Below are 23,491 nucleotides of genomic sequence, written 5' to 3' on the forward strand. Positions count from 1 at the left end.
TCCGCTCAGTCGGACGCCGGGGCACCTCCCCCGGGAGTCTCGCGCCACCAGGGCGACCCACGCCCGGCGTCGGGACGGGAGAGCTCGAGGCGCTGCCCGGGGCGTGGCAGCGCGAGCCCGACGCCGTCGGCCTCCGCCGCGCGCACCGTGCGCTCCGCCGGCTCGGCCCAGCCGTGGAAGCCGAGGGCGAAGGTCGCCCAGTGCACCGGCAGCATCGTCGAGCCCCGCAGCGCGACGTGGGCCGCGACGGCCTCCTCGGGGGTCGTGTGGATGTCCGGCCACAGCTCGGCGTACGCCCCGACCGGGACGAGGGTGAGGTCGAACGGGCCGTGCTCGGCGCCGGTCCGGGCGTGCACGGCGCTCGCCCCGGTGTCCCCCGCGACGTACACGGCGCGCGTCGGACCGGCCACCTTCCACGCGGCCCACTGCGTGGTGTTGCGCCGGAACCCGCGGCCGGAGAAGTGCCGGGCCTCCAGGCAGGTGAACGTCAGCCCGGTGAGCACCGCGGCCTCGTTCCAGTCCCGCTCGACGATGCGGTCCGACGCGACACCCCAGGTCCGCAGGTGGGCACCGACCCCGAGCGGCACGACGAAGGTCGCGGCGGTGCGGCGGGCCAGCGCGACGACCGTCGGGCGGTCGAGGTGGTCGTAGTGGTCGTGACTGACCAGGACGACGTCGACCTCGCCCAGCGCCGTCAAGGCGACCGGCGGCTCGTGCAGGCGGCGCGGCCCGAAGCCGGGGACGGGCGACGTGCGCCGCGACCACAGCGGGTCGGTGAGGACCCGCCGTCCGTCGATCTCGAGGAGCACACTCGTGTGCCCGAACCAGGTCGCGGCGAGCGGGGCGCGCCCGGACGTCGTGTCCGGGACGTCGAGCGGGACCGGGCCCGACGGCATCCCCCGCTCCCGGCGGCGCAGCAGCATCGTCGCGATCTGACGCGCCGTCAGGTCCGGTCGTGGCAGGCCCGGCTCGCGGTTGGCGAAGGTGCCCCCGGGCGCGTGCGGCGAGGCCGCCGCGATCCGGCGCAGCGCCGACGGCCACGCCCCCATGTTCCGGCGGACGTGGAGGCCGAACCCGGCCACGCCGAGGGCGAGCGGGGCACCGAGACCGACCACGACCGCGCGGGGGGAGCGACGCACGGCGTCAGCCTCCCGTGCCGGCGTCCGACCCGCTCCCCCGGTCCCCGGCGTGCGTGCCGCCTCACGAGGGCGGGAGACCGGCCCCGCACGGGGGTAACCGGGCGGTATGGCACCTCGAGCGGCGCGTGACGCCGGCGTCCTGTTCCGTCGGATCGCGGTGACGATCGTCGGCGTCGCCCTCGTCGTGGTCGGCGTCGTCCTGCTCGTCCTGCCCGGGCCCGGCCTGCTGCTCGTGCTCGCCGGACTGATCGTGCTCGCGAACGAGTACCCCTGGGCGCAGCGCTACGTCGCGCCGGTCCGGCGGCAGGCGATCACGGCCGCGCAGTTCAGTGTCGCGTCGCGGCTGCGCATCGCCTGGACCGCCGCCGTCGGCCTGGCGCTGGTCATCGGCGGGATCGTGTGGATGACCGTGCCGTCCCTGCCCTTCGCCGGGGTCGGCACCGGGTCGAGCCTGATCCTCTCCGGGGTCATCCTGCTCGGCCTGCTGGGCTACAGCGTCCACCGCTGGGGCGGCCGCGCCGCGACGCCGGAGCCTTCCCGACGACGGGTGGTGTGAGTCCGTCGTCCGGCCGCGCTCAGTTCAGCTGCGACGTCCAGTCCCGCGGGACGCGGTCGGCCGGGCCGGGCACGGTCTGCTCCGTGGGGTGGTGCCGCGGGTCCGCCAGGTCGGGACCCTCGCCGGCGGCACCGGTCCGGTCGTCGTAGAACCAGTACTCGCCGGGCTCGTAGCTGGTGAGGATCGGGTGGCCCGCCTCGCGGGCGTGCCGGGTGGCGTGCTGCGACGGCGAGGAGTCGCAGCAGCCGACGTGACCGCACGCGGCGCAGCGCCGGAGGTGGAACCACCAGCCGCCGTTCCGGTCGCACTCCAGGCAGCCCGCGCCGGACGGGGCGGCGGCGGGGTCGATCTCGCTCGGGGTCTCGTCCACGCGCGACATCCTGCGCGCACCACCGCCACGCCCGCATCGGTCGTTCGGCCGTACCGCCGCGTTCAGCGCGCGGCGCCCCCACCCGCCGTCGGGAACCAGTCCGAGGCGACGGCGAGATCGTGCTCGGCCCGGAGGATCCGGTCGTGCTCGGCCTGCGTCTCGCCCGCCGGCAGGGCCACGAGCACCGGGTCGGTCGCCCCGCGGTGGCAGGACAGGTCGTCGATCGGCCACCCCGCCCGGGACGCGCCGGCGCGGTAGGCGCTCTCGTAGAAGTCGAGGACCGCCCCGCGCGGGTCGGCTGCCGCGCGGGCGTCGGCGTAGGTCAGGACCGCGAGGTGCGCGCCGTTCTGCTCCTGCCACCGCGCCGCGGGCGGGACGAGCGGCGCATCGGTGATCCCGGCGGGTTCGGGCGCGGTGTACGAGTAGAACGCCGGCTCGGGGGTGACGGGGTCGCCGAACCAGAACCCGAAGCTGACCACCTCCCGTGAGTACGCCTCCCGCGTCACCGGGTCGGTGTCGGCGCCGTGCTCGACCACCCGGTCGGAGAACCGGGTGAGTGCGATGTCGAAGGTGTGCCAGAAGTGGTGGACCGGGCTGGTCTTGCCGCTGTAGCGCCCGGCGAACTCCTCGAGGAGCAGATTGACCTGGCCGAGGATGCGCCAGTACCGGGTGACGGCCTCCGGGTCGTAGGTCGCGTGCTCGGTGTCCGCGGCGAACGGACGCGCGGCGTCGGGGAGGTCGAACGGACGGGGGTCGGCGATCACGACGGGGAGGCCGAGCGCGGCGAGCCCGGCCGTGAGGTCGGCGTGGAACGCGGCGACCGAGCGGCCCGCGAGCGGGAAGGACCACCGCCCGCCGTCGGCGGTGCTCAGGTCGAGCCGGTGGTCGAGCAGGTCGAGGTCGATCGCGAAGGCCCGGACCCCGTCGACGCTCATCGGCCGGGTCGTCAGGCCGCGCCCGGTGAGGTGCAGGGGCACGTTCCACCAGTGGTTGCGGCGCGGGCTGGCCGCCAGCCGGACCTTGCCGACGATCTGCAGGAAGCGGTGCACCGTCTCCCGGGTCGGCCGCCAGTCCGCGTAGCGGAGCTCGGGGAACAGCTCGGTCATTCCGGCCTCCGGGGAGCGGGTCGTGGGCTCCGCCCATGGCACCAGGAACGCGTGCCGCGCGCATCGGTCGGACGACCGTGCCGGATCTCCTGTTCTCACAGGGTCCACTCGGATCGCGCGCTACCGTTCCGCCATGGCGGAGGGACCCTGGCCGGACGAGCTCGATCTCAGCCGTCCCAACGGGGCGCGGGTCTACGACCACCTCCTCGGCGGGGCGCACAACTTCGAGGTCGACCGGGACCACGCCCGGCGGCTCCTCGCCGCGAACCCCGACCAGCAGTTCGGGGCGCACGCGAACCGGTCGTTCCTGCGCCGCGTGGTGCAGTGGTGTCTCGCCCGCGGGGTGCGGCAGTTCCTCGACCTGGGCTCGGGCATCCCCACCGTCGGCAACGTGCACGAGATCGCGCTCGCCCCGGACCCGTCCGTGCGCGTCGCCTACGTCGACTGCGACCCGATCGCCGTCGCGCACAGCGCGAGCATCGTCGCCGACCTGGACACCGTCACCGTGACCCGTGCCGACCTCACCGACGCCGCCGGCGTGCTCGGCGCGGACTCCGTCGCCGGGCTGCTGGCCTTCGACGAGCCCGTCGCCGTGCTCGCGGTCGCGTGCCTGCACTTCGTCATCGGCGACGCGGAGCGCTTCATGTCCGTCTACCGCGACCGGCTCGCGCCGGGCAGCGTCCTCGCGATCAGCCACGGCAGCGACGACGTCGAGGACCCCGACCACGCGGCCCGCATGCGGGCCGTGGCGGACAGCTTCGCCGACACCGCGTCGCCGGTGACGTTGCGCTCCCGCGCCGAGGTCCGGGGGCTGCTCGGCGACTTCACGGTGGCCGACCCCGGCGTCGTCGACATCACCGACTGGCCGCAGGCGGGCCTGGCGCCCCGCGCGGCCGCCACCTGGGCCGCGGTCGGGGTGAAGGGCGGCTAGGTCCGGCCGTGCCCGTCAGCGGGGGTCGCCCCGCTGCGCGACGAGGTCGGAGACCGCCTTCGGGATCGTGGTCTCGAAGTCGTGCAGCACGACGTGGTCGGGCCTGATCGTCAGGACCGCCGTCTGCCGGTAGAGCGCCCGCACCCCGGCCTCCCAGGCCGGCATCGCCTCGGCCGGCGTGATCTTGCGGGACGCGGCCACGAACTCGTCCCGCACCCCGTCGACGATCTCGATCTCCGCCCGGCCGCGGATCAGCAGGGAGCGCGGCGGCATGCCCGGCCGGTCGACGGCGAGGGCGACCCGCGGGTGGGCCGTGATCGCGGCGACCTTGGCCGAGTGCACGACGGTGGTGATCACGATCGCGGTGCCGTTCCACCAGAACGCCGTCGGCACCACGCGCGGGTCGCCGTCGAGGCCGACGTAGGACAGGCGGGCGGGGACGTCGGAGAACAGCAGCTCCTGGGCGACGGGGTGCGCGAGGGTCTCGGTGACGGTGCGGGCGTCCATGGTGCTCATCGGGGTGCTCCTGGCGATCGGGGGTCGGTCATCCCCGGGACGGAGCCGGATCGCGGTTCTCGACATCGCCGCGCGACGGTGTGGAATTCCTGTCGCTGGGTGCAAGCAGTGACGCACTACGTTCACCCGGGCTCGCGGCCGCCGTCGAGAGCCGTTCCTCTCCCGGACCGCGGTTCACGACCACAGCGTGTGAACAGCAGTCGCTCAGGCGTGTCTGCTGCCGAGAATGTGCAAGAGTAGGGCGATGACCGTCGCCGTCGGGAAGCCGACCGTGCGCCCCGCCGGGGTCGAGGACCTGCCCGCCGTCGAGCTGCACATGCGCGCGATGCTCGTGGAGCTCGGCGGGCACGACCCGCGGTTCCACACCGACGTGGACGACCTCGCCGCCGCGTACCTCGGTCAGCCCGACCGGGTGCTGCTCGTGTCCTACGCCGAGGACGGGACGGTGGCCGGCACCGCGTCGGTGCGGCCCGGTGGGCCCCAGGCCGAGTACGTCCCGGAGTGGCTGGCGGCGCGCTACGCGTCGGCCTCGGTCGGCCAGATCTGCCGGGTGTGGGTGGCGCCGTCGGCCCGGCGCGGCGGGTACGGGCGGACCCTCGCGCAGGCCGCCGTGGACTGGGCGGTGGACCGCTTCGACGTCGTCTGCCTGCACACGAACGCCTCCGTGCCGGGCGCGCTCGCCTTCTGGCGGGCCTTCCCCGGGCTCGTCGAGGTGTACGACGCCCGGCCGGACCCGTGGTCGACGGTGCACTTCGAGGTGGCTTCGCCAGGTGAGCACTAAAGAGCGTTATAGCCCCACTTAGTGCTCACCTGCGCGTAGCGCACCTGATCGCCAGCGGCTCCCACCGCGGGAGCTGCATGACCTCGACACCGACCGCCTCGAGCTGGGCGCTCCCGCTCGGCGCGGTGACGAAGTCCGGCGGCTCGCTCCACGCGTGGACCACCCGCGGGATCCCGGCGCGGGCGATCAGGGCGGCGCACGGGTCGGGCCGCGACGCCCGCTCCCCGCACGGCTCCAAGGAGCTGTACAGCGTGGCCCGACGCAGCCGCGGGTCGTTGCCCAACGCCCGCAGCACCCCCTCCTCGGCGTGGTCGAGCGGATGATCCCGCCGCGACCACCCGGCACCGAGCACCGTGCCGTCGTCGGCGACCACCACGCACCCCACGCTGAACGCGGTCGCCGACGGCGGGCAGTGCTCAGCGAGCAGACACGCCTCGGCCAGGTGCCGGTCGTCGGCCTCGCCGAAGCGGTGGCGCAGCAGGACGTCGCCACCGATCGTGCGGGTCTCCACCAGGTGCGGGGCCCGGCCGCCGCCGGTGAACCGCGGACCGTCGCCCACCAGCTGCGGGGCCAGGACCAGCTGCAGCTCGTCGACCAGACCCGCCGTCAGGAACTCGCGCAGCACCGCCGCGCCGCCCTCGATCATCAGCCGCACCACACCCTGTGCCCCGAGCGCGTCGAGCACCTCACCGGGGCTGCCGGCGAGCGTGATGGTCTCGGCCCCGGGCTCGGCCTGGACGCGGGCGGACGGGTCGATCGCACCCGTCGTCAGGACCACCCGCAGCGGACTCGGCGGGAGCCCGCGGGCGACCCGGGCCGCCCGGCGCTCCGGGGCGCGGACCAGCAGCCGCGGGTCGTCCGCGCGGACGGTGCCCGCCCCGACCAGGATCGCGTCGACCCCCGCCCGCTCCTGGTCGACCCGGTCGAGATCGGCGGGACCGGACAGGATGCGGCGCTGCGGGGTCGCATCGTCGAGGAACCCGTCGAGCGAGACGGCGCAGCTCGCGAGGACGTGCGGCCTCACGGCAGCGTCAGGATCTCGCTGCCCGTGTCGGTGACCAGGATGGTGTGCTCGAACTGGGCGGTGCGCGACTTGTCCTTCGTCGTCACCGTCCAGCCGTCGTCCCAGATGTCGTAGTCGATCGAGCCGAGGGTGATCATCGGCTCGATCGTGAACGTCATGCCGGGCTCGAGCATCTCGTGGCGCGACGGGTCGTCGTAGTGCACCACCACGAGGCCGCTGTGGAATGCCCGGCCGATGCCGTGGCCCGTGAAGTCGCGGACCACGCCGTAGCCGAAGCGGTTGGCGTAGGCCTCGATGACCCGCCCGACCACGTTGAGCTCGCGACCCGGCTTCACGGCCTTGATCGCACGCATCGTCGCCTCGTGGGTGCGCTCGACGAGGAGGCGGTCCTCCTCGGAGACGTCGCCCGCGAGGAAGGTCGCGTTCGTGTCGCCGTGCACGCCGTCGATGTAGGCGGTGACGTCGATGTTGACGATGTCGCCGTCCTCGATCACCGTCGAGTCGGGGATGCCGTGGCAGATGACCTCGTTGAGCGAGGTGCAGCACGACTTCGGGAAGTTCCGGTACCCGAGCGTCGACGGGTACGCGCCGTGGTCGACGAGGAACTCGTGGACCACCCGGTCGACCTCGTCGGTGGTCACGCCGGGCCGCACGGCCTCGCCGCCGAGCTGCAGCGACTGCGCCGCGATCCGGCTCGCGTGCCGCATCTTCTCGATGATCTCGGGGTCCTGCACCCACGGGTCGGTCGAGCGCGCGGGAGCGGGCTTCCCGACGTACTCGGGCCTCGTGATGGACGACGGCACCGGGCGCAGAGGCGTCTGCTGCCCGGGGCGCAGAGGGGCACGCACCGGCATGTCCTCCACCCTAGGCGTCCTGGTGCCGACGCCTCCCCCGCACCGCCGTGACGGCGCGCACCACCCCGCGCCAGCCGAGGACGAGCACGGCGAGCGAGACGGTCGCGACGATGACGAAGCTCAGCGGCGGGGTGTCCACGAACGCCCAGCGCAGGAGCATCCCGACGACGACGGCCCCGAGCCAGACGCTCACACCGGAGCGCCACGACAGGGGGTCACGCCAGGAACGGCTCACGAGGGCGCCGACCAGGGCGCCGAGGACGAACGGCGCGGCGACCTCCGCGATGCCGACGATCGCCAGGTCCTCCTCGTGCGAGCGCCGTCCGATCGCGGCGAACACCAGCACGGCGAGGACGTCGACGAGGGCGAGGGCACGGCTACGCACGGGGCCGAGGGTAGGCCGGTCCCCTCCCCTCGTGGCAGCGAAGCGTCGTTGCCGGCGTCCAGTGGCAGGAACGCCACATCGTCGGCGGGCCGCGCGAGGTGCTCGCTCGGCCTGTCCGAATCTTCCCGACGACGGGTGCATCAGCTCGTGCGTCGATGGCGCCTCCGACGCGTCCGGTGACACGGATCGGCCACCGACGAGGCCCCGCGACCGGAGGACGACCGTGGCGACCTGCGCGCGTCGGACGTCAGCGGTGGCAGACGACTCTCATGCCGGAAGCCCGCCGCCCGCGCCGAGGTACACATCAGGCAGGCCGGCAGGCCCCGGAACCTGCCCTGTGGAGAGCTCGCGACGGGGCCGCAGGCCTGCCCGAGGATGGGGCGGAACTGCCACTGGACGACAGCAACGACGCTTCGCTGCCACCGAGGGAGGGGGCGGGTCAGAACAGGACGGTGGCGAAGCTCGCGACCTGCTGGAACCCCACGCGGGCGTAGGCGGCCCGGGCCGGGGTGTTGAACGCGTTCACGTAGAGCGACGCGATCCGGCCGGCCCGGACGAGGTGGTCGACGACCGCCGCGGTGCCGGCTTGGCCGAGACCACGGCCGCGCCAGTCGGGGTGCACCCAGACGCCCTGGATCTGGCCGACCCGCGTGGAGAGGGCGCCCACCTCGGCCTTGAACACGACCTCGCCCTGCTCGAAGCGCACGAACGCGCGTCCGGAGGAGATCAGCTCCGAGACGCGGGCGCGGTAGCCCGCCCCGCCGTCGCCGACCCGCGGGTCGACCCCGACCTCCTCGAGGAACATCGCGATCGCCGCCGGGAGGTAGCGCTCCATGTCGTCGGGGCGCGCCTGCCGGACCTCGCGGTCGGGGATGATCGACGGGTTCGAGTCGGTGGCCATCAACGGCTGGTCGGGCCGCACCTCGCGGGCCTCGCCCCAGTGCTCGGACAGCTCCTCCCACAGCGGCAGCACCAGTTCACGGCGTCCGACGAGCGAGGAGCACGTGCGTCGGTTGCGCCGTGCACGTTCGGCGAAGGCGCGGACGGCGGCGCGCTCACCACGCAGCGGCACCAGGTTGGCCCCGGAGAAGCACAACCCGTCCAGGCGGCCACCCACGCCCCACAGCTCACCGCCGAGGCGCCAGGGTTCGACACCGACCGTCTCGACCCGCGACGCGACCATGCAGGTCGCGACCGGGTCAGCGTCGAGCACACCGCGCACCCTCGACCGGTCACGGTCGTCGAGGAGCCGCGCACCGGCGGTACGGAGCACACCGCAAGAGTGCCACACCGGAGCCGCCATCAACCGTGCACGGTGCGTACACCTCGCGCGGGTTGCTTCATCGGACCGTCATGAGCGACACAGGTGTCGGACATGAATCGAACAGCTCGGTCGTGGACCCTGGGGTCATGGCAGACGACACCACCCGGGACGACATCGACGCCGCGGCCGCCCTCGAGGCCCTCGCGCGTCAGGGCAGCGTCGCGAACCCGCGCCGCACCCGTCGCTGAGTCCCCCACCAGCTCCCCCCTACGCCCGCCGCATCGTCGCGGCGGGCGTTTCTTCTGTGTCCGGCCTGATGCCGCGCACGACTCCGGGCGCCGACGCCCGACGCGATCAGGCGTCGAGCTCGGCCCCGTCGCCGATACCTGCGTGGTCGGGATTCGGGGCGGTCACCACCACCGTCGTGCCCCGTCCCGGGCCGGAGGTGAAGGTCAGCGCCCCGCCGATGAGCTCGGCCCGCTCCCGCAGGGAGGCCAGCCCGAACCCGCCGTCGTCCCCGGCCGGGTCCGGCGTGGAGCCGGCGGTCCCGACACCGTCGTCGGTCACCTCGAGCCGCACCCCGGCGGGGTCGGTGTCGAGCCGGATGGTGACCCGCGTGGCGTCGGCGTGCTTGAGGACGTTCTGCAGTGCCTCCTGGGCGATCCGGTAGAAGGCGATCTCGACGTGGTCGGGGAGGTCCACGTCGTCGAGGTGGAGGGCGTGCGCGACGCCGGGCAGGTCGGACGCCAGGGCCGTGAGGGCGCCCGTGAGGCCGAGGTCGTCGATCACCGGGGGGTGCAGGGCGCCGATGGCGGCGCGGGCCTCGCCCAGCGTGGTCTCGACGAGGCTGCGCGCCGTCTCGGTGTCCGTCCGCGCCGGGTCGGTGTCGCCGCGGTCGAGGTGGGTGAGCGCTGCGTCGAGGTGGAAGGAGAGCGAGACGAGTCGTTGGGAGATCCCGTCGTGGATGTCGTGCGCCAGTTGGCGGCGTTCGGCCTCCTGCGCGGCGACGATCCGTTCGGTGAACCGCTGCTGGGCCCGTTCGCGGAGGGCGAGCCGGCGGTGCATCCGCGCCTGGTGGACCGACCCCGCGAGCAGCCGGCCGATGGCGAGCAGCAGCCGCACGTCGCGGTCGTCGAACTCGTGCCGGTGGCGGGTGTGCACGTTGAGCACGCCGGTCAGGCCCCACGGTGCGCTGATCATCGGGACCGAGACCATCGAGGTGTAGTCGCGACCCCGGAGGGACGGGATCGGGATGTAGCGCGGGTCGGACTCCTTGTCCTCGACGATCACGACCGGTTCGAGGTGACTGGCGACCCAGCCGCTGACCCCTCGTCCCAACGGCAGGTGCACCGAGCCGACCTCGGCGTCGAACGGCGGGGTCGCCCCGAGCAGGGTCAGCGCGCGCTCGGAGTCGTCGAGGACGTGGACGAAGCAGACGTCCGTCGCGGTGGCGTCGGTGATCACCTGCGCGACGGCGGCCGCACGTGCCTCCGGGTCCGGTCCCGACGAGGTGGCGGCCTCGATGATCGCGAGCAGGACGGCGTTCTCGCGCTCCGGGTCGGCGAGCCCGAGACTGCCGATCACGCGCGGCTCGGATCGCGGCGGGCCCGGCTCACCGGAACATCCCCTCCCGCAGCGCCGCCGCCACGGCCGCCGTGCGGTCGGCGACCCCGAGCTTGCGCAGCACCGCACGGACGTGGGTCTTCACGGTCTCCTCGCCGATCACCAGACGGGACGCGATGGCCCGGTTGCTGCACCCCGCGACCAGCAGCGCGAGCACCTCACTCTCCCGGTGGGTGAGCCCGAGGTGGGCGCCGGGCCAGAACTCGTCGCGCTCCAGCCGCGCCGCCGAGGTCACGACACGGCCCGCCATGGTGGCGTCGATGACCGTCGTGCCGGCGGCCGCCAGCTCGAGCTGCGAGACGAGCTCCTCGCCGCGGATGCTCTTGAGCAGGTAGCCCGCCGCACCCGCGCGCAGCGCCTGGAAGACGTACTGCTCGTCGTCGTACACCGACAGCAGCACGACGCGTCGACCGGGCGCCCGCTCGCCGAGCCGACGACACAGGTCGAGGCCGCTCTCGCCGGCCAGGCGCACGTCGGCGAGTACGAGATCGGGCTGCATCGAGACGACGACCTCGAGCGCGTCCGCCACGTCGGACGCGGACCCGACGACCCGGACCCGGTCGAGGAACGGCGCGAGCATCTGCTGCAATCCGGCCAGGACCATCTCGTGATCGTCGACCAGGACCACCCGGAGGGGCCCCGTCGCAGGGGATCGAGCGACGGCGGCCATCCGCCCATGGTAGGAGCCCGAGCCGCCGTCGGGGGGAGTTCCGGTGCTCCGGACCGACGATCCCATCGAACCGTGACGTCGGCCTACGTCGCCGTGCCGGGCCACATCGGCGACAGTTCGGGGTGGTCGTCGTCCACCAGGCGGTGCGCCAGCGCGACCGCTTCCTCGTGATCGACCCCGTCGTCGTCCGCCGTGGCGGCGATCGACTCCAACGTGCTGCTCAGTTCGGCGGCGTCCGCCGGGGACACGCCGGCGTAGCCACCGCGCTCCCCCCGCGTACGCACCACCGTGGCGGCGTGCCGCAGCAGGGTCTGTCGGCCTTCCGGCGCAGATGCCTTCTCGACGACCATGGTTCTCCCTCTCGTTCTTCCTCGTGCGCGGCACGCGCGCCGGAACGGCGTCGCCCGCGCTCTGCACTGCCCGCGCGTCACGGCGCGGGCGACGACTCCGCCAGGACACGCTGGAGGTCCTCGACGGCCGCTCGTTTGCCGGCCGGGTGGGTGAGCAGGGCGGAGCCGGCGACGAGGAGCTCCGCGCCGGAGGTGCGCGCCGCCGCCGCGGTGTCCACGGAGATCCCCCCGTCCACCTCGATCCGGATCGCCCGGCCGGAATCGCGCACGAGTCCGCGGGCCTGCGAGACCTTGGCCTCCATCGCCCCGATGTAGTCCTGGCCCCCGAAGCCGGGATTGACCGTCATGATCAGGAGGTGATCGAGCTGCTCGAGGACGTACGGGACGAACTCGAGGGAGCTCGCGGGATTCACCGCGACGCCCGCCCGCGCGCCGAGCTCCCGGATCCTCGACAGCGTGCGATGCAGGTGCGGGCACGTCTCGACGTGGACGATGATCGTCTCGCACCCCGCCTCGACGAAGTCGGACAGCACCGCATCCGGGTCGGCCACCATGAGGTGCGCCTCGAAGGGCACCTCGGTGTACGACCGACAGGCAGCGATCACGTCGGCGCCGAACGTCAGGTTCGGGACGAAGTGCCCGTCCATGACGTCCCACTGGATGCGGTCGACACCGGCCGCCACGAGGTCGAGGACCTCACCACCGAGGCGCGAGTAGTCGGCACCCAGGACCGAGGCGACGATCTGGGGATGGGGCACGGGCTTTCTCCGTCTCGAACGTCTCGGTAGCGGCGGAACGCGCGACGGGTCCTCGACCGACCGTCGGCGGTGCACGGTCCAGATCGTCATCGCTCAGCGCACGGAGGCGTTGGCGACCGCGCGCTCGGAGAGGGCCTTCTGGGCGGCCTCCCACCCGTCGTCGCTGCCTCGCCAGGTGTCGAGTGCGGGCCCCACGAGCGCGCGCCCGAAGGAGTAGGTCAGCTCCCAGGGCAGGGGCGTGATCTCCTGCATCGCCGCCAGGTTCGCGGTCGCCTCCTCCGGGGTCTGGCCGCCGGAGAGGAAGGCGATCCCGGGGACTCCCGGCGGGACGGTCTCGTGCAACGTGTCGACGGTGGCCCGGGCGACCTCGGACGCGTCGGGCCGACGTGAGCAGGCGTCCCCGGCCACCACCATGTTCGGCTTGAGGACGATGCCGTCGAGCCGCACCTCCATCAGACCGAGTTCGGTGAAGACCGACCGCAGGACCGTCGTGGTGACCTGCCGGCACTCGTCGAGCGAGTGGTCCCCGTCCATCACGACCTCGGGTTCCACGATCGGCACGAGCCCGGCCTCCTGGCACAGTCCGGCGTAGCGCGCCAGGGCGTGCGCGTTGGCGTGGACCGCCCGGGCGCTGGGGAGGCCGTCACCGATCGAGAAGACGGCCCGCCACTTGGTGAAGCTCGCCCCGAGCTCGACGTACTCCTCGAGCCGCGCCCGCAGACCGTCGAGCCCCTCCGTGACCTTCTCGCCCGGGGCGCCTGCGAGGGGCACGGCCCCGGTGTCGACCTTGATCCCCGCGAGGACACCGCGCTCGCCCAGGGCGTTCGGGAACGTGGTGCCGTCGGACAGTTCCTGGCGGAACGTCTCGTCGGACAGAATGGCGCCGCTGACCGAGTCGGAGAGTCCGGGCGTGGTGAGGAGCAGTTCGCGGTAGCGACGCCGGTTCTCCTCCGTGGGCTCGACGTCGACGCTCTCGAGACGTCTCGACATCGTCCCGATGCTCTCGTCGGCGGCCAGGATGCCGCGCTTGTTCGACACCATGGTCCGGGCGATCTCGTTCAGCGTTGGCATCGGTCTCTGCCTCTCCTCGGGATGTCGCGCCGAAGCGCTGCGGGAACGGCCCGGTGGGGGCGACGCCGCGCCTGGGATCGGGCCCGGAACCATGAGCGGTCGGCCGGGCTCGGGAATGATCGGTGGCGGGAACCGGCGGGACGTGCAGGGCACGACGCCGTCCGCAGGATCGATCGACGCCGCATCGGGCCGTCGATTCCCAGGGGGCGATGGGTGACGTCCGGCGGGTCCTGCCGCGGCGGCTCGAGCCGGCCCGGTGCGACTCTTTGTAGACGCCGTCGGATGTGAGCGCAACCACATCGCTGCGGCCGCTCCCCCGGTCCCGACGACGACCGCGCGTCGCGGATCGCAGGTTCGCGCTGGTCAGCGGCTGCTCGCCCCGCCGAGCCGCGGATGCGGGAGTTCCTCCCGGGAGCCGGCGGGACCGGAGGCACCGGGGCGGGGCGCAGGCGGCGGTCCGACGCCGGCGGGGGACCCGGTCGCTCCCCGGGTCACCCTTCGGCTCCCCCACATGGGGGAGGTGACGACGTGACCGGCGTCATTAACGTCCGCCGACATGACATCGACGGCGCAGCGGTGGAGGTGCCCGGGTGGGCCCCGCGGCCCCACGGTGCGGCACCGATTCCCGGGCCTCGGCAGGCGGGGGCGCGTGCCGGGATCGAGGCGGTGCACCGGAATGTGCGCCGCCCTGTGAACCATCAGGAGATCGATTCCGCCAGGCGATCGACCGGTCACCGGTCCGTGCCCTTCCCGGCACATGCGCCTTCCGTGGGTCCGGTCGAGAGAAACTGAGGTGTGTCCCATGACCGCATCGGCATCAGCGGAATCCGGCACGAGCACGGTCGAGCGGGCGGGACCCGCCCAGTTCGATGACGCCGTCGCCCTGATCACGGGCGAGCACACGTCGACCGTCTCCGGGGTCGACGCCGATTCCTGGGCGCGGGCAGGACGACTGCTGATCGACGCCCCGGCCGTGTTCACCGTGGGTACGGGCCGCAGTGGACTCGCCCTGCAGATGGCGGCGATGCGCTTCATGCACCTGGGCAAGTCCGCCCACGTGGTCGGCGAGACCACCACCCCGGCGATCGGCGAGGGCGACGTCCTGGTCGCGGCGTCGGGGTCCGGCTCCACGAAGCGGGTCGTCGCGGCGGCGAGGACGGCGTCCGAGCAGGGCGCCTCGGTGCTGGCGATCACCACGAATCCCGACTCCGATCTCGCGGGCTTCGCGACCGAGACGCTCGTGATCCCCGCTGCCGACAAACAGGACTTCGACGGGACGGCGTCCGTGCAGTACGCCGGGAGCCTGTTCGAGCAGTCGGTCCTGATCCTCACGGACGCGCTGTTCCACGCCCTGTGGCAGACGAGCGGGACGCAGGCCCGCGAACTGTGGCGTCTCCACGCCAATCTCGAGTGACGCCCTGACCTGTCGAACCCTCCCGGTGGTGAGCAGAGATGGAGCCCGACATGCAGCATGCGGACGATCGGCTCGCGCGGTCCCGGACCGACCTCGGGCCCCTGGAGGCGGTGGCGCTCGCGGCGACGCACGGCGCAGCACTGGCGTGCTGCCCGTGGGTCGGCCGGCACGACCCGGACGCGGCCGACAGGGCCGCGACCGAGGCGATGCGTCACGTGCTGGCGGGTGCTCCCGGGCAGGGAACGGTCGTCATCGGCGAGGGCGAGAAGGACAACGCCCCGATGCTGTTCAACGGCGAGGTCGTCGGGCGCGGAGACGGTGGGCCCGACTTCGACGTCGCCGTCGACCCCTTGGAGGGGACGTCCTTCTGCGCCAGGGGACTACCGGGCGCCCTGGCCACGATCGCGTTCGGCGAGCCGGGCACGTTCTGGTCCCCGGGGCCGGGGTTCTACATGGACAAGATCGTGGTCCCGCCGCCCGCGCGCGACGCGATCGATCTGACCGATCCTCCCGAGCGCACCCTGCTCAAGGTCGGCGAGGCCCTCGGCAAGCCGGTGGACGAGCTCCGCGTGGTGATCATGGACAAGCCCCGCCACCAGGGCGAGGAGGGCCTGATCGCCCGGGTCCGTGCGACCGGGGCCGCGGTGCACACCCCGTCGGGGGGTGACGTCGCCGGGGCGCTCGAGGTGCTGCTGCCGACCGGCGGCGTCGACCTGCTCCTCGGGGTCGGGGGCACCCCCGAGGGGGTCATGACCGCGGCGGCCGTCCGGGCCCTCGGCGGCGGCATGCTCGGGCGCCTGGCGCCGAAGACCGACGACGAGGCGGCGGCCGTCCGGCACGCCGGTATGAGCGTCGACCGCATCTACGACCGCGACGAGCTCGTCGGCGGGGACGCCCTGTTCGCCGCCACCGGGGTCAGCGGTGGCTCGTTGCTCGCCGCACCGCGCCGCGCCGACGGCACCACCCTCGCCGAGTCGCTGTTGATCACCGACGGCCAGATCCGCCACGTCCGGCACACCACCTTCGAGCCGATCCCCGCCCGATGACCGCGACCACCCGCGCGCCCGGGGAGAGACCGGTGACGGTGGAACTGGAGGACCTCCGCGTCCGCACCCTCGGCGAGTGCCGGATCCCCTCGCCCTTCTCCGTCCTGCTCACGGACAAGGAGACGACGCCGCACTTCGTCCACGAGGACGACCGGGTGATGCTCGACGACACGATGTCGGTGATCGCCTCGAGATCGATGGAGACCCTGCCCAGCCTCGAGACGGCGGGGGCCCGGCGGAACATCTACTTCGACCCCGAACACACGACCGTCGGGATCGTGTCCTGCGGTGGGCTGTGCCCGGGCGTCAACAACGTCATCCGGGGGCTGGTCCAGGAACTGACCGTCCATTACCGGGTGAACCGGATCCTGGGGTTCCGCAACGGGTTCCGCGGTCTGACGACCACCTACCGCCACGACACCGTCGACCTGACGGGGAGGAGCTTCCGGGACATCACGCCGACCGGGGGCACCATCCTCGGCAGCTCCCGCGGTGACCAGGACGCCGACGAGATGGTCGACACCCTGGTCGCGCGGGAGGTCGACATCCTCGTCGTCATCGGCGGCGACGGCAGCATCCGGGGCGCGACGCGCCTGGTGGCGGCGATCGACCGTCGTGGCCTGGACGTCGCGGTCGTGGCGATCCCCAAGACCATCGACAACGACCTGCCCTACACCGACCAGTCCTTCGGGTTCCAGAGCGCCTTCGAGCGCGCCACCGACTTCATCGACTCGGTGGCGATCGAGGCGAGTGCCCACGAGAACGGCGTGGGGATCGTGAAACTGATGGGCCGGCACTCCGGCTTCATCGCCTGCTACGCGGCCCTGGCCACCTACGGCGCCGACATGGTGCTCATCCCCGAGGTCCCGTTCACCCTCGACGGGGACGACGGCCTGCTGGGCCGGGTCGAGCACCTGATCCGGGCCCGCGGCCACGTGGTGATCGTCGTCGCCGAGGGCGCCGGGCAGGACCTCCTCGACGCGACGGGGCAGCTCGAGGAGACCGGGGCGACCGACGCCTCGGGCAACGCCAAGCTCGGTGACATCGGGCAGTTCCTCGCCGAGGAACTCACCGAGCACCTGACCGGGGTCGGGCTGCCGCCGACGCTGCGCTACATCGACCCGAGCTACTCCATCCGCAGCGTCGCGGCCAACGCCTACGACAGCGTCTACTGCCTCCGCCTGGCCCACGCCGCGGTGCACGCCGCGATGGCCGGCCGCACCGAGACGGTCGTCGTCCGTTGGCGGCGTCGATTCGTGCACGTCCCGATGCCCGTGATCACGAGCCACCGCAACCGGGTCGACCCCGACGGCGACCTGTGGATGTCGGTGCTCGAGGCGACGAACCAGACCGAGATCCTCGCCGGCTGAGAACGCCACGACCGAGGCGATCAGAGCACCTCCACCGAACCCCTGGAGTGGGTCCCCGTGAACAGCATCGAAGCCGAGCGCCACCACCCCGCGTTCGACGACCTCGGCCGGCCGGGCTCGCTCGTCGACCTGTCGGTCCCGGCCGACTGGTCACCCCTGGACACCCGCGCGGTGGACACGGCCCGCGTCCTGGCGGTCGACGCCGTCCAGCGCTGCGGCAGCGGGCATCCCGGGACCGCGATGTCCCTGGCACCGCTGGCCTACACGCTATTCCAGCACGTCATGCGCCACGACCCGGCCGACCCGCTCTGGCCGGGCCGGGACCGGTTCGTCCTGTCCTGCGGCCACTCCAGCCTCACGCTCTACCTGCAGCTCTACCTGTCCGGGTACGGGCTGGAGCTGAGCGACCTCGAGCACCTGCGGACGTGGGGCTCGCAGACCCCCGGGCACCCCGAGTACGGCCACACCCCCGGTGTCGAGATCACCACCGGCCCGCTCGGTCAAGGGCTGGGCGCGGCGGTCGGGATGGCGATGTCCGCCCGTCGCGAGCGCGGTCTGTTCGATCCCGACGCTCCGCCCGGTGCCAGCCCGTTCGACCACGCCGTCTACGTGATCGCCTCCGACGGTGACATCGAGGAGGGCGTCACCGCCGAGGCGTCGTCGCTGGCCGGGCGCCAACAGCTCGGCAACCTCGTCGTGATCTACGACGACAACCACATCTCGATCGAGGACGACACCGCGATCGCCTTGTCCGAGGACGTGGCGATGCGCTACGAGGCCTACGGCTGGCACGTCCAGACCGTGCGCGGGGGCGAGAACGTCGTCGGGATCCGGGAGGCCCTGACCAGGGCGAGGGCCGAGACCGACCGGCCCTCGTTCATCGCGCTGCGGACCGTCATCGGCTTCCCCGCCCCCGACCGGATGGACACCGGCGCGGCCCACGGCGCGGCGCTCGGCGAGGACGAGGTCTCGAAGGTCAAGGAACTCCTCGACTTCGACCCGGCGAAGAGCTTCGCCGTCGACGACGAGGTGCTCGCGCACGCCCGGCAGGTCGGGGAACGGGCCTCCCGGCGGCGCCGTACCTGGCAGGAGTCGTTCGACGCCTGGGCCCGGGCGAACCCGGAGCGCCACGCGCTGTTCGAGCGGATGGCCTCCTCCGAGCTCCCGGCCGGCTGGGGTGACCACCTCCCGGACTGGAGCCCCGGCGACGACCCCGTCGCCACCCGCAAGGCACTGGCGAAGGTCCTCGGGTCGATCGGCGACGTGCTGCCGGAGCTCTGGGGCGGGTCGGCCGACCTGGCCGAGAGCAACAACACGACCATCGAGGGCGCCGACTCGTTCGGGCCGGGCAGCGTCACGACCCCGATGTGGGGCCAGGCCAACCCGTACGGGCGCACCCTGCACTTCGGCGTCCGCGAGCACGCGATGGGCGCCGTCCTCAACGGCATCGCCCTGCACGGCGGTACCCGCGCCTACGGCGGGACCTTCCTCGTCTTCTCGGACTACATGCGCCCGGCGGTGCGGCTGGCCGCCCTGATGAAGCTGCCGACGATCTACATCTGGACCCACGACTCGATCGGACTCGGCGAGGACGGCCCCACCCATCAGCCGGTCGAACACCTCGCGGCCCTGCGCGCGATCCCCGGCCTCTCGGTCGTCCGGCCCGCCGACGCCCGGGAGACCGCCGCCGCCTTCCGCGGCATCCTCGAGAACCCGACCGGGCCCGCCGGGCTGGCCCTGACCCGGCAGGACGTGCCGGTCCTCGAGGGCGTGACGATCGACGGGGTCCGGCGCGGCGGTTACGTGATCGCCGAGGCCGGTGCCGGCGGGAACGGCACGGCGGAGCCGGAGCTCCTGCTCATCGCGACCGGATCCGAGGTGCAGCTGGCCCTGGCGGCCCGCGACGCGCTCGAGGCCGAGGGCGTGCCCACCCGGGTCGTGTCCATGCCCTGCATCGAGTGGTTCGACGCGCAGGACGAGGCCTACCGCCGCAGCGTGCTCCCGCCGCAGGTCACCGCCCGGGTCGCCGTCGAGGCCGCGATCGCCCTGACCTGGCACCGCTTCGTCGGCGACCGCGGGGAGATCGTCTCCCTCGAGCACTTCGGCGCCAGCGCCGACCACCAGACGCTCTACCGGCAGTTCGGGCTCACCACCGACGCCGTCGTCGCGGCCGCCCGTCGCTCGCTGTCGCGGACCTCGACGTGACCTGACCCCGACCCGTTGCTCGTGCAGGCGGAGACGGGTCGACCCCCGAGGACCTCGGACGAGGACTCGAAACAGATGAGGAGATGCCAGTGAAACTGCAGGTAGCTTTGGACGTCCCGACGCTCGCCGACGCGTTGGAGCTCGCGCGCAAGGTCGCCGATCACGTCGACATCCTCGAGCTGGGCACGCCGTTGATCAAGGCCGAGGGCATGAGCGCCATCGGCGCGATCAAGGCGGCGCACCCGGACAAGCTCGTGTTCGCCGACCTGAAGACCGCCGACGCCGGCGAGCTCGAGGCGGACCTCGCCTTCGCGGCGGGCGCCGACCTGGTCACGGTCATGGGCACCGCGGACGACGACACCATCAGTGGCGCGGTGGAGGCCGGCAAGAACGCGGGGATGCGGGTCGTGGCCGACATGATCACCGTCGTCGACGGCCGGGTGGAGCGCATCAAGGAGGTGTCGGCGCTGGGCGTGGACTTCGTCGAGATCCACGCCGGGCTCGACGAGCAGGCCCGCCCCGACTACACGATCGACGCGTTGCTCGCCGACGGCCGGGAAGCCGGTGTCCCGTTCTCCATCGCCGGCGGCGTCAGCGTCGACACCGTCGCCTCGGTGGAGGAGGCCGGCGCGGAGGTCGCCGTGGTCGGCGGGTCGATCTACAACGCCGACGACCCCGGCGCCGCGGCGAAGGCCATCCGGGACGCGATGGGGCAGGGCGCCGCAGCGAGTACCGGCTCGGCGTGACCGGGCATCCCGCCGGACGCGGCTCCCGCGTCCGGCGGGCGGTCCGTCGGCTCCCTAGACCAGGGCCGGCCGCTCCCACTCCCGCCCGAGCACGTGGTGGTCGAGGAACGCGAACACCGTCGAGTACCAGACCTTGACGTCCCCCGGCCCGAGCACCCAGTGGTTCTCGTCGGGGAAGTACAGGAACTGCGACTCGACACCTTCTCGCTGCAGGTCGTACCAGAGCCGCAGGCCCTCGCCGATCGGCACGCGGTAGTCCTTGTCGCCGTGGATCACCAGCATCGGCGTCGTGATCGACGAGGCGAACCGGTGCGGGGAGTGCTCGTCGTAGCGCTCGCGGTCGGTGATCGGGTCGCCCCACTGGCGCGTCCAGTGGTACGAGCCGTCGGTGGTGCCGACGAAGCCGTCGAGGTGCCAGATCGACGCGTGGGTGACGATCGCGTCGAAGCGGTCGGTGTGCCCGGCGACCCAGTTGGCCATGTAGCCGCCGAAGGACCCGCCCATCGCGGCGGTCCGCGAGGAATCGATCTCCGGCCGCGCCTCGCACGCGTCCGTCAGCGCCAGCAGGTCCGTGTACGGCAGCCCGCCCCAGGCCCCCGACGAGACGTCCATGAACTCCTGCCCGTACCCGGTCGACAGCCGCGGGTCGGGCAGCAGCACCGCGTACCCGCGGGCCGTGGCCACCCAGGGGTTCCACCGCCACGTCCACGCGTTCCACGAGCCGAACGGCCCGCCGTGGATCCACAGCAGCAGCGGGTGCGGGCCGTCCCCCTCGGGCAGCGCGAGCCAGGCCCGCAGCGGCGCGCCGTCCTCGCCGGTCGCCGTCACCTCGGTCAGCGTCCCGGGCAGGGCGTCGACCTCCGTCGCGCCCGGCAGGGTCGTCGGGTCCTGGTCGGCGGCGTACGGGTCGAGCCGCACCGGGGTCGGCGGCGCGTCCACCGCGGACCGGAGCGCGTAGACCGCGCCGCCCTCGGCGGTGGGGACGACGTCGGTGTACGCCCCGGAACGGGTCAGCCGGACCTGCTCCCCCGTCGTGATCGAGAGGCGGAACACCGGGCAGTGCCCCTGCTCGTCGGCCGTCACGTAGACGGCGTCGCGATCGGCCGCCCCGGTCACCGACTGCACCGTCAGCCGCCCCTCCGGCAGCACGACGACCGTGTCGCCGCCGTCGAGCGGGCGCGCCAGCAGCGTGTGGGCGGGCGCGCGGCCCGGCTGCGCGTGCCGCTCCCGGATCCAGAGCAGCCACCGCCCGTCGGGGGTGATGGTCGGGCGCTCGTGATCCACGCCGCGCTCGTCGGCGACGACCTCGTGCTCCGCGCCGCGCCGGATCTCCAGCCGCACCCGCACCGCCGCCGGGTCCTCCGGGTCGCGCACGTCGACGGCTACCGCGAGCGCCTGCCCGTCGGGGCTGATCGCGTGCTCGCGCAGCCGCTGCCCGGGTTCCAGGGGGTCGATCACGACGGCGGGCGGCGCGAGCCGGTCCGCCGCCAGCGGCTCGTGGATGCGGATCTGCGGGCGCCCGGGCCCGAGGTCGTGGTCCCAGAACCGCACCGGGTAGCGGGTGTGCAGCCGGGCACTCACGCCGGCCTTCTTGCGGGCCGCGCGCAGCACGCCCGCCGGGTCCTCCTCGTCCTCCGCCGAGTCGCCTGCGGAGTCCGCGGGGGCCTCAGCGGCGACCGGCCCCACCGGCACCGACGTCGCGACCACGACGTGCCCCGAGTCCTGCGCGACCTGGAAGGAGGAGACGCCGTCCCCCGTCGTCAGGACCTGGCGGGACTCCCCGCCGTGGTGCGGGAGGACCCAGAGCGCGGTCGGCGCGTCCTCGGCGGCCTCGGTCGACGGGTCGGGGCGGCCGGAGGTGAAGAACAGGTCCCCGTCGGGCGCGAAGGCGGCGGACGCCTCGCCCTTCGACGACCGCGTCAGTCGCCGGGACTGCTCCTCGCCCCGCGGGTCGACCTCCCAGACGGAGGTGACGTAGCGCGTGGCGTCGGGTGAGAGCTCGGCGGCCGTGGTGACCAGCCGCGCACCGTCCGGGGACAGGGCGAGCCCGGCCTGACGGCGGGTGGCGATGAAGGCGTCGAGGTCGTCGAAGGTGCTCATCGCCCCCGATCACACCACGGGGGCAGCCACCTAGCCGACCGTGACCGTGGGCGCCCCGCCCGCCACGCCGCCCGCCAGCTCCTCGTCGGAGCCGGCCTCCTCGGCGAGGCGCATGGCCTCCTCGATGAGGGTCTCGACGATCTGCGCCTCCGGCACGGTCTTGATGACCTCGCCCTTGACGAAGATCTGGCCCTTGCCGTTGCCGCTGGCCACGCCGAGGTCGGCGTCGCGGGCCTCGCCCGGGCCGTTCACCACGCAGCCCATGACGGCCACGCGCAGCGGGACCTCCATGCCCTCGAGGCCGGCGGTCACCTCGTCGGCGAGCTTGTAGACGTCGACCTGGGCGCGCCCGCAGGACGGGCAGGAGACGATCTCGAGCTTGCGCGGGCGCAGGTTCAGCGACTCCAGGATCGACAGGCCCACCCGGACCTCCTCGATCGGCGGCGCCGAGAGCGAGACGCGGATGGTGTCGCCGATGCCGCGGGAGAGCAGCGCGCCGAACGCGGTGGCGGACTTGATCGTCCCCTGGAACGTCGGGCCGGCCTCGGTGACGCCGAGGTGCAGCGGGTAGTCGCACTGCTCGGCGAGCAGCTCGTAGGCCCGCACCATCGTCACCGGGTCGTGGTGCTTGACCGAGATCTTGATGTCGTGGAAGTCGTGCTCGCTGAACAGCGAGGCCTCCCACAGGGCCGACTCGACGAGCGCCTCGGGCGTGGCCTTGCCGTACTTGGCCATGATCGACGGCTCGAGCGACCCGGCGTTGACGCCGATGCGGATCGGCGTGCCCGCGTCCTTGGCGGCCTTCGCGATCTCACCGACCTTGTCGTCGAACTTCTTGATGTTGCCCGGGTTCACGCGCACGGCGGCACAGCCGGCGTCGATCGCGGCGAAGACGTACTTCGGCTGGAAGTGGATGTCCGCGATCACGGGGATGTTGGACTTCTTCGCGATCGCCGGGAGCGCCTCGGCGTCGTCGGCGCTCGGGACGGCCACCCGCACGATGTCGCAGCCGGCCGCGGTGAGCTCCGCGATCTGCTGCAGCGTGGCGTTGACGTCCGAGGTGAGCGTGGTGGTCATCGACTGCACCGAGACCGGGTGGTCACTGCCGACGCCGACGCCGCCGACGTCGAGCTGACGGGTCTTCCGCCGCGGCGCCAGCACCGCAGGGGCCTCCGGCATACCCAGGTCGATCTGCATGCCACCAGTCTGCCC

At 73.2% G+C, this 23,491-nt stretch carries 23 protein-coding genes; 8 read left to right on the plus strand and 15 right to left on the minus strand.

What is annotated here, in order from left to right; translation table 11 throughout:
* Window positions 1-5 precede the first annotated feature (5 nt).
* Window positions 6-1,139: an MBL fold metallo-hydrolase gene (locus tag BJ983_RS13085; protein ID WP_343054112.1), complete on the minus strand. Its 1,134-nt coding sequence runs from the start codon at window positions 1,137-1,139 to the stop codon at window positions 6-8.
* A gap of 106 nt (window positions 1,140-1,245) precedes the next feature.
* Between BJ983_RS13085 and BJ983_RS13090 the strand changes: the two genes are divergently transcribed.
* The gene (locus tag BJ983_RS13090) at window positions 1,246-1,695 is read left to right on the plus strand and encodes a PGPGW domain-containing protein (protein WP_179794182.1); all 450 of its coding nucleotides are present in this window, start codon (window positions 1,246-1,248) and stop codon (window positions 1,693-1,695) included.
* A 19-nt stretch (window positions 1,696-1,714) separates the two neighbouring features.
* Here BJ983_RS13090 and BJ983_RS13095 read toward each other — a convergent pair whose 3' ends face one another.
* Both BJ983_RS13095 and BJ983_RS13100 read right to left on the minus strand, forming a co-directional pair.
* On the minus strand, window positions 1,715-2,074 hold the full coding sequence (locus BJ983_RS13095; RefSeq protein WP_179794183.1) for a UBP-type zinc finger domain-containing protein: 360 nt from the start codon (window positions 2,072-2,074) through the stop codon (window positions 1,715-1,717).
* A 53-nt stretch (window positions 2,075-2,127) separates the two neighbouring features.
* Entirely contained in the window at window positions 2,128-3,171 is a 1,044-nt protein-coding gene (locus tag BJ983_RS13100) for a DUF5996 family protein (RefSeq protein ID WP_218890259.1), read from the minus strand.
* Between the two features lie 133 nt (window positions 3,172-3,304).
* On the opposite strand from BJ983_RS13100, the gene BJ983_RS13105 reads away from it, so the two are divergent.
* Complete coding sequence (locus BJ983_RS13105; RefSeq protein WP_179794184.1) at window positions 3,305-4,102, plus strand: SAM-dependent methyltransferase; 798 nt, start codon at window positions 3,305-3,307, stop codon at window positions 4,100-4,102.
* A 15-nt stretch (window positions 4,103-4,117) separates the two neighbouring features.
* On the opposite strand, the gene BJ983_RS13110 is transcribed toward BJ983_RS13105, so the two are convergent.
* Window positions 4,118-4,618 carry a pyridoxamine 5'-phosphate oxidase family protein gene (locus BJ983_RS13110; RefSeq protein WP_246325580.1) on the minus strand — a complete coding sequence of 167 codons (501 nt, stop codon included), beginning with the start codon at window positions 4,616-4,618 and terminating at the stop codon, window positions 4,118-4,120.
* 244 nt (window positions 4,619-4,862) lie between these two features.
* On the opposite strand from BJ983_RS13110, the gene BJ983_RS13115 reads away from it, so the two are divergent.
* Window positions 4,863-5,399 (plus strand): GNAT family N-acetyltransferase, encoded by a 537-nt coding sequence (locus BJ983_RS13115; RefSeq protein ID WP_179794185.1) that lies wholly within the window; start codon window positions 4,863-4,865, stop codon window positions 5,397-5,399.
* Window positions 5,400-5,424: 25 nt separating this feature from the next.
* Here BJ983_RS13115 and BJ983_RS13120 read toward each other — a convergent pair whose 3' ends face one another.
* The 9 genes from BJ983_RS13120 to BJ983_RS13160 all read right to left on the minus strand — a co-directional run bounded on the left by BJ983_RS13120 (window position 5,425) and on the right by BJ983_RS13160 (window position 13,398).
* Window positions 5,425-6,423, minus strand: a complete 999-nt coding sequence (locus BJ983_RS13120; protein WP_179794186.1) for a dihydrofolate reductase family protein — start codon at window positions 6,421-6,423, stop codon at window positions 5,425-5,427.
* On the minus strand, window positions 6,420-7,277 hold the full coding sequence (gene map, locus BJ983_RS13125) for a type I methionyl aminopeptidase (RefSeq protein ID WP_179794187.1): 858 nt from the start codon (window positions 7,275-7,277) through the stop codon (window positions 6,420-6,422). Before map ends, BJ983_RS13120 begins: the two co-directional genes overlap by 4 nt.
* 10 nt (window positions 7,278-7,287) lie before the next feature.
* Window positions 7,288-7,662, minus strand: a complete 375-nt coding sequence (locus tag BJ983_RS31650; RefSeq protein WP_343054115.1) for a DUF3054 domain-containing protein — start codon at window positions 7,660-7,662, stop codon at window positions 7,288-7,290.
* Window positions 7,663-8,101: 439 nt separating this feature from the next.
* Window positions 8,102-8,935 (minus strand): GNAT family N-acetyltransferase, encoded by an 834-nt coding sequence (locus tag BJ983_RS13135; protein WP_179794188.1) that lies wholly within the window; start codon window positions 8,933-8,935, stop codon window positions 8,102-8,104.
* 345 nt (window positions 8,936-9,280) lie between these two features.
* On the minus strand, window positions 9,281-10,510 hold the full coding sequence (locus BJ983_RS13140) for an ATP-binding protein (RefSeq protein ID WP_179794189.1): 1,230 nt from the start codon (window positions 10,508-10,510) through the stop codon (window positions 9,281-9,283).
* A 28-nt stretch (window positions 10,511-10,538) separates the two neighbouring features.
* Window positions 10,539-11,219: a response regulator gene (locus BJ983_RS13145; RefSeq protein ID WP_179794190.1), complete on the minus strand. Its 681-nt coding sequence runs from the start codon at window positions 11,217-11,219 to the stop codon at window positions 10,539-10,541.
* Window positions 11,220-11,302: 83 nt separating this feature from the next.
* Entirely contained in the window at window positions 11,303-11,569 is a 267-nt protein-coding gene (locus BJ983_RS13150) for a hypothetical protein (RefSeq protein WP_179794191.1), read from the minus strand.
* 77 nt (window positions 11,570-11,646) lie between these two features.
* Complete coding sequence (rpe, locus tag BJ983_RS13155; protein WP_179794192.1) at window positions 11,647-12,327, minus strand: ribulose-phosphate 3-epimerase; 681 nt, start codon at window positions 12,325-12,327, stop codon at window positions 11,647-11,649.
* A 93-nt stretch (window positions 12,328-12,420) separates the two neighbouring features.
* Window positions 12,421-13,398, minus strand: coding sequence for a class I fructose-bisphosphate aldolase (locus BJ983_RS13160; protein ID WP_179794193.1), 978 nt, complete (start codon window positions 13,396-13,398; stop codon window positions 12,421-12,423).
* An 802-nt stretch (window positions 13,399-14,200) separates the two neighbouring features.
* Here BJ983_RS13160 and hxlB point away from each other — a divergent pair.
* The 5 genes from hxlB to hxlA all read left to right on the plus strand — a co-directional run bounded on the left by hxlB (window position 14,201) and on the right by hxlA (window position 20,179).
* Entirely contained in the window at window positions 14,201-14,812 is a 612-nt protein-coding gene (hxlB, locus tag BJ983_RS13165; protein ID WP_179794194.1) for a 6-phospho-3-hexuloisomerase, read from the plus strand.
* A 50-nt stretch (window positions 14,813-14,862) separates the two neighbouring features.
* The gene (locus tag BJ983_RS13170) at window positions 14,863-15,858 is read left to right on the plus strand and encodes a class II fructose-bisphosphatase family protein (RefSeq protein WP_179794195.1); all 996 of its coding nucleotides are present in this window, start codon (window positions 14,863-14,865) and stop codon (window positions 15,856-15,858) included.
* Window positions 15,859-15,890: 32 nt separating this feature from the next.
* Window positions 15,891-17,228, plus strand: a complete 1,338-nt coding sequence (locus tag BJ983_RS13175) for an ATP-dependent 6-phosphofructokinase (RefSeq protein WP_179794196.1) — start codon at window positions 15,891-15,893, stop codon at window positions 17,226-17,228.
* A 129-nt stretch (window positions 17,229-17,357) separates the two neighbouring features.
* The gene (gene tkt / locus BJ983_RS13180; protein WP_179797772.1) at window positions 17,358-19,433 is read left to right on the plus strand and encodes a transketolase; all 2,076 of its coding nucleotides are present in this window, start codon (window positions 17,358-17,360) and stop codon (window positions 19,431-19,433) included.
* 83 nt (window positions 19,434-19,516) lie between these two features.
* Window positions 19,517-20,179 (plus strand): 3-hexulose-6-phosphate synthase, encoded by a 663-nt coding sequence (gene hxlA, locus BJ983_RS13185; protein WP_179794197.1) that lies wholly within the window; start codon window positions 19,517-19,519, stop codon window positions 20,177-20,179.
* A 54-nt stretch (window positions 20,180-20,233) separates the two neighbouring features.
* Here the strand turns inward: hxlA and BJ983_RS13190 are convergent, their stop codons facing one another.
* Entirely contained in the window at window positions 20,234-22,279 is a 2,046-nt protein-coding gene (locus BJ983_RS13190) for an alpha/beta hydrolase family protein (RefSeq protein ID WP_179794198.1), read from the minus strand.
* Window positions 22,280-22,309: 30 nt separating this feature from the next.
* A complete protein-coding gene (gene ispG / locus BJ983_RS13195; protein ID WP_179794199.1) occupies window positions 22,310-23,476 on the minus strand; it encodes a flavodoxin-dependent (E)-4-hydroxy-3-methylbut-2-enyl-diphosphate synthase in 1,167 nt (388 codons plus the stop codon).
* Window positions 23,477-23,491 lie beyond the last annotated feature (15 nt).

The sequence above is a fragment of the Actinomycetospora corticicola genome, assembly GCF_013409505.1.
GTDB classification, from domain to species: Bacteria; Actinomycetota; Actinomycetes; order Mycobacteriales; family Pseudonocardiaceae; genus Actinomycetospora; species Actinomycetospora corticicola.

Bases quoted from the DNA above. Each gene is read 5' to 3' on its own strand.
- BJ983_RS13090 (WP_179794182.1), top strand. From the start codon at position 1,246: ATGGCACCTCGAGCGGCGCGTGACGCCGGCGTCCTGTTCCGTCGGATC.
- BJ983_RS13095 (WP_179794183.1), bottom strand. From the start codon at position 2,074: ATGTCGCGCGTGGACGAGACCCCGAGCGAGATCGACCCCGCCGCCGCC.
- BJ983_RS13100 (WP_218890259.1), bottom strand. From the start codon at position 3,171: ATGACCGAGCTGTTCCCCGAGCTCCGCTACGCGGACTGGCGGCCGACC.
- BJ983_RS13105 (WP_179794184.1), top strand. From the start codon at position 3,305: ATGGCGGAGGGACCCTGGCCGGACGAGCTCGATCTCAGCCGTCCCAAC.
- BJ983_RS13110 (WP_246325580.1), bottom strand. From the start codon at position 4,618: ATGAGCACCATGGACGCCCGCACCGTCACCGAGACCCTCGCGCACCCC.
- BJ983_RS13115 (WP_179794185.1), top strand. From the start codon at position 4,863: ATGACCGTCGCCGTCGGGAAGCCGACCGTGCGCCCCGCCGGGGTCGAG.
- map (WP_179794187.1), bottom strand. From the start codon at position 7,277: ATGCCGGTGCGTGCCCCTCTGCGCCCCGGGCAGCAGACGCCTCTGCGC.
- BJ983_RS13145 (WP_179794190.1), bottom strand. From the start codon at position 11,219: ATGGCCGCCGTCGCTCGATCCCCTGCGACGGGGCCCCTCCGGGTGGTC.
- BJ983_RS13150 (WP_179794191.1), bottom strand. From the start codon at position 11,569: ATGGTCGTCGAGAAGGCATCTGCGCCGGAAGGCCGACAGACCCTGCTG.
- BJ983_RS13160 (WP_179794193.1), bottom strand. From the start codon at position 13,398: ATGCCAACGCTGAACGAGATCGCCCGGACCATGGTGTCGAACAAGCGC.
- hxlB (WP_179794194.1), top strand. From the start codon at position 14,201: ATGACCGCATCGGCATCAGCGGAATCCGGCACGAGCACGGTCGAGCGG.
- BJ983_RS13170 (WP_179794195.1), top strand. From the start codon at position 14,863: ATGCAGCATGCGGACGATCGGCTCGCGCGGTCCCGGACCGACCTCGGG.
- hxlA (WP_179794197.1), top strand. From the start codon at position 19,517: ATGCCAGTGAAACTGCAGGTAGCTTTGGACGTCCCGACGCTCGCCGAC.
- BJ983_RS13190 (WP_179794198.1), bottom strand. From the start codon at position 22,279: ATGAGCACCTTCGACGACCTCGACGCCTTCATCGCCACCCGCCGTCAG.
- ispG (WP_179794199.1), bottom strand. From the start codon at position 23,476: ATGCAGATCGACCTGGGTATGCCGGAGGCCCCTGCGGTGCTGGCGCCG.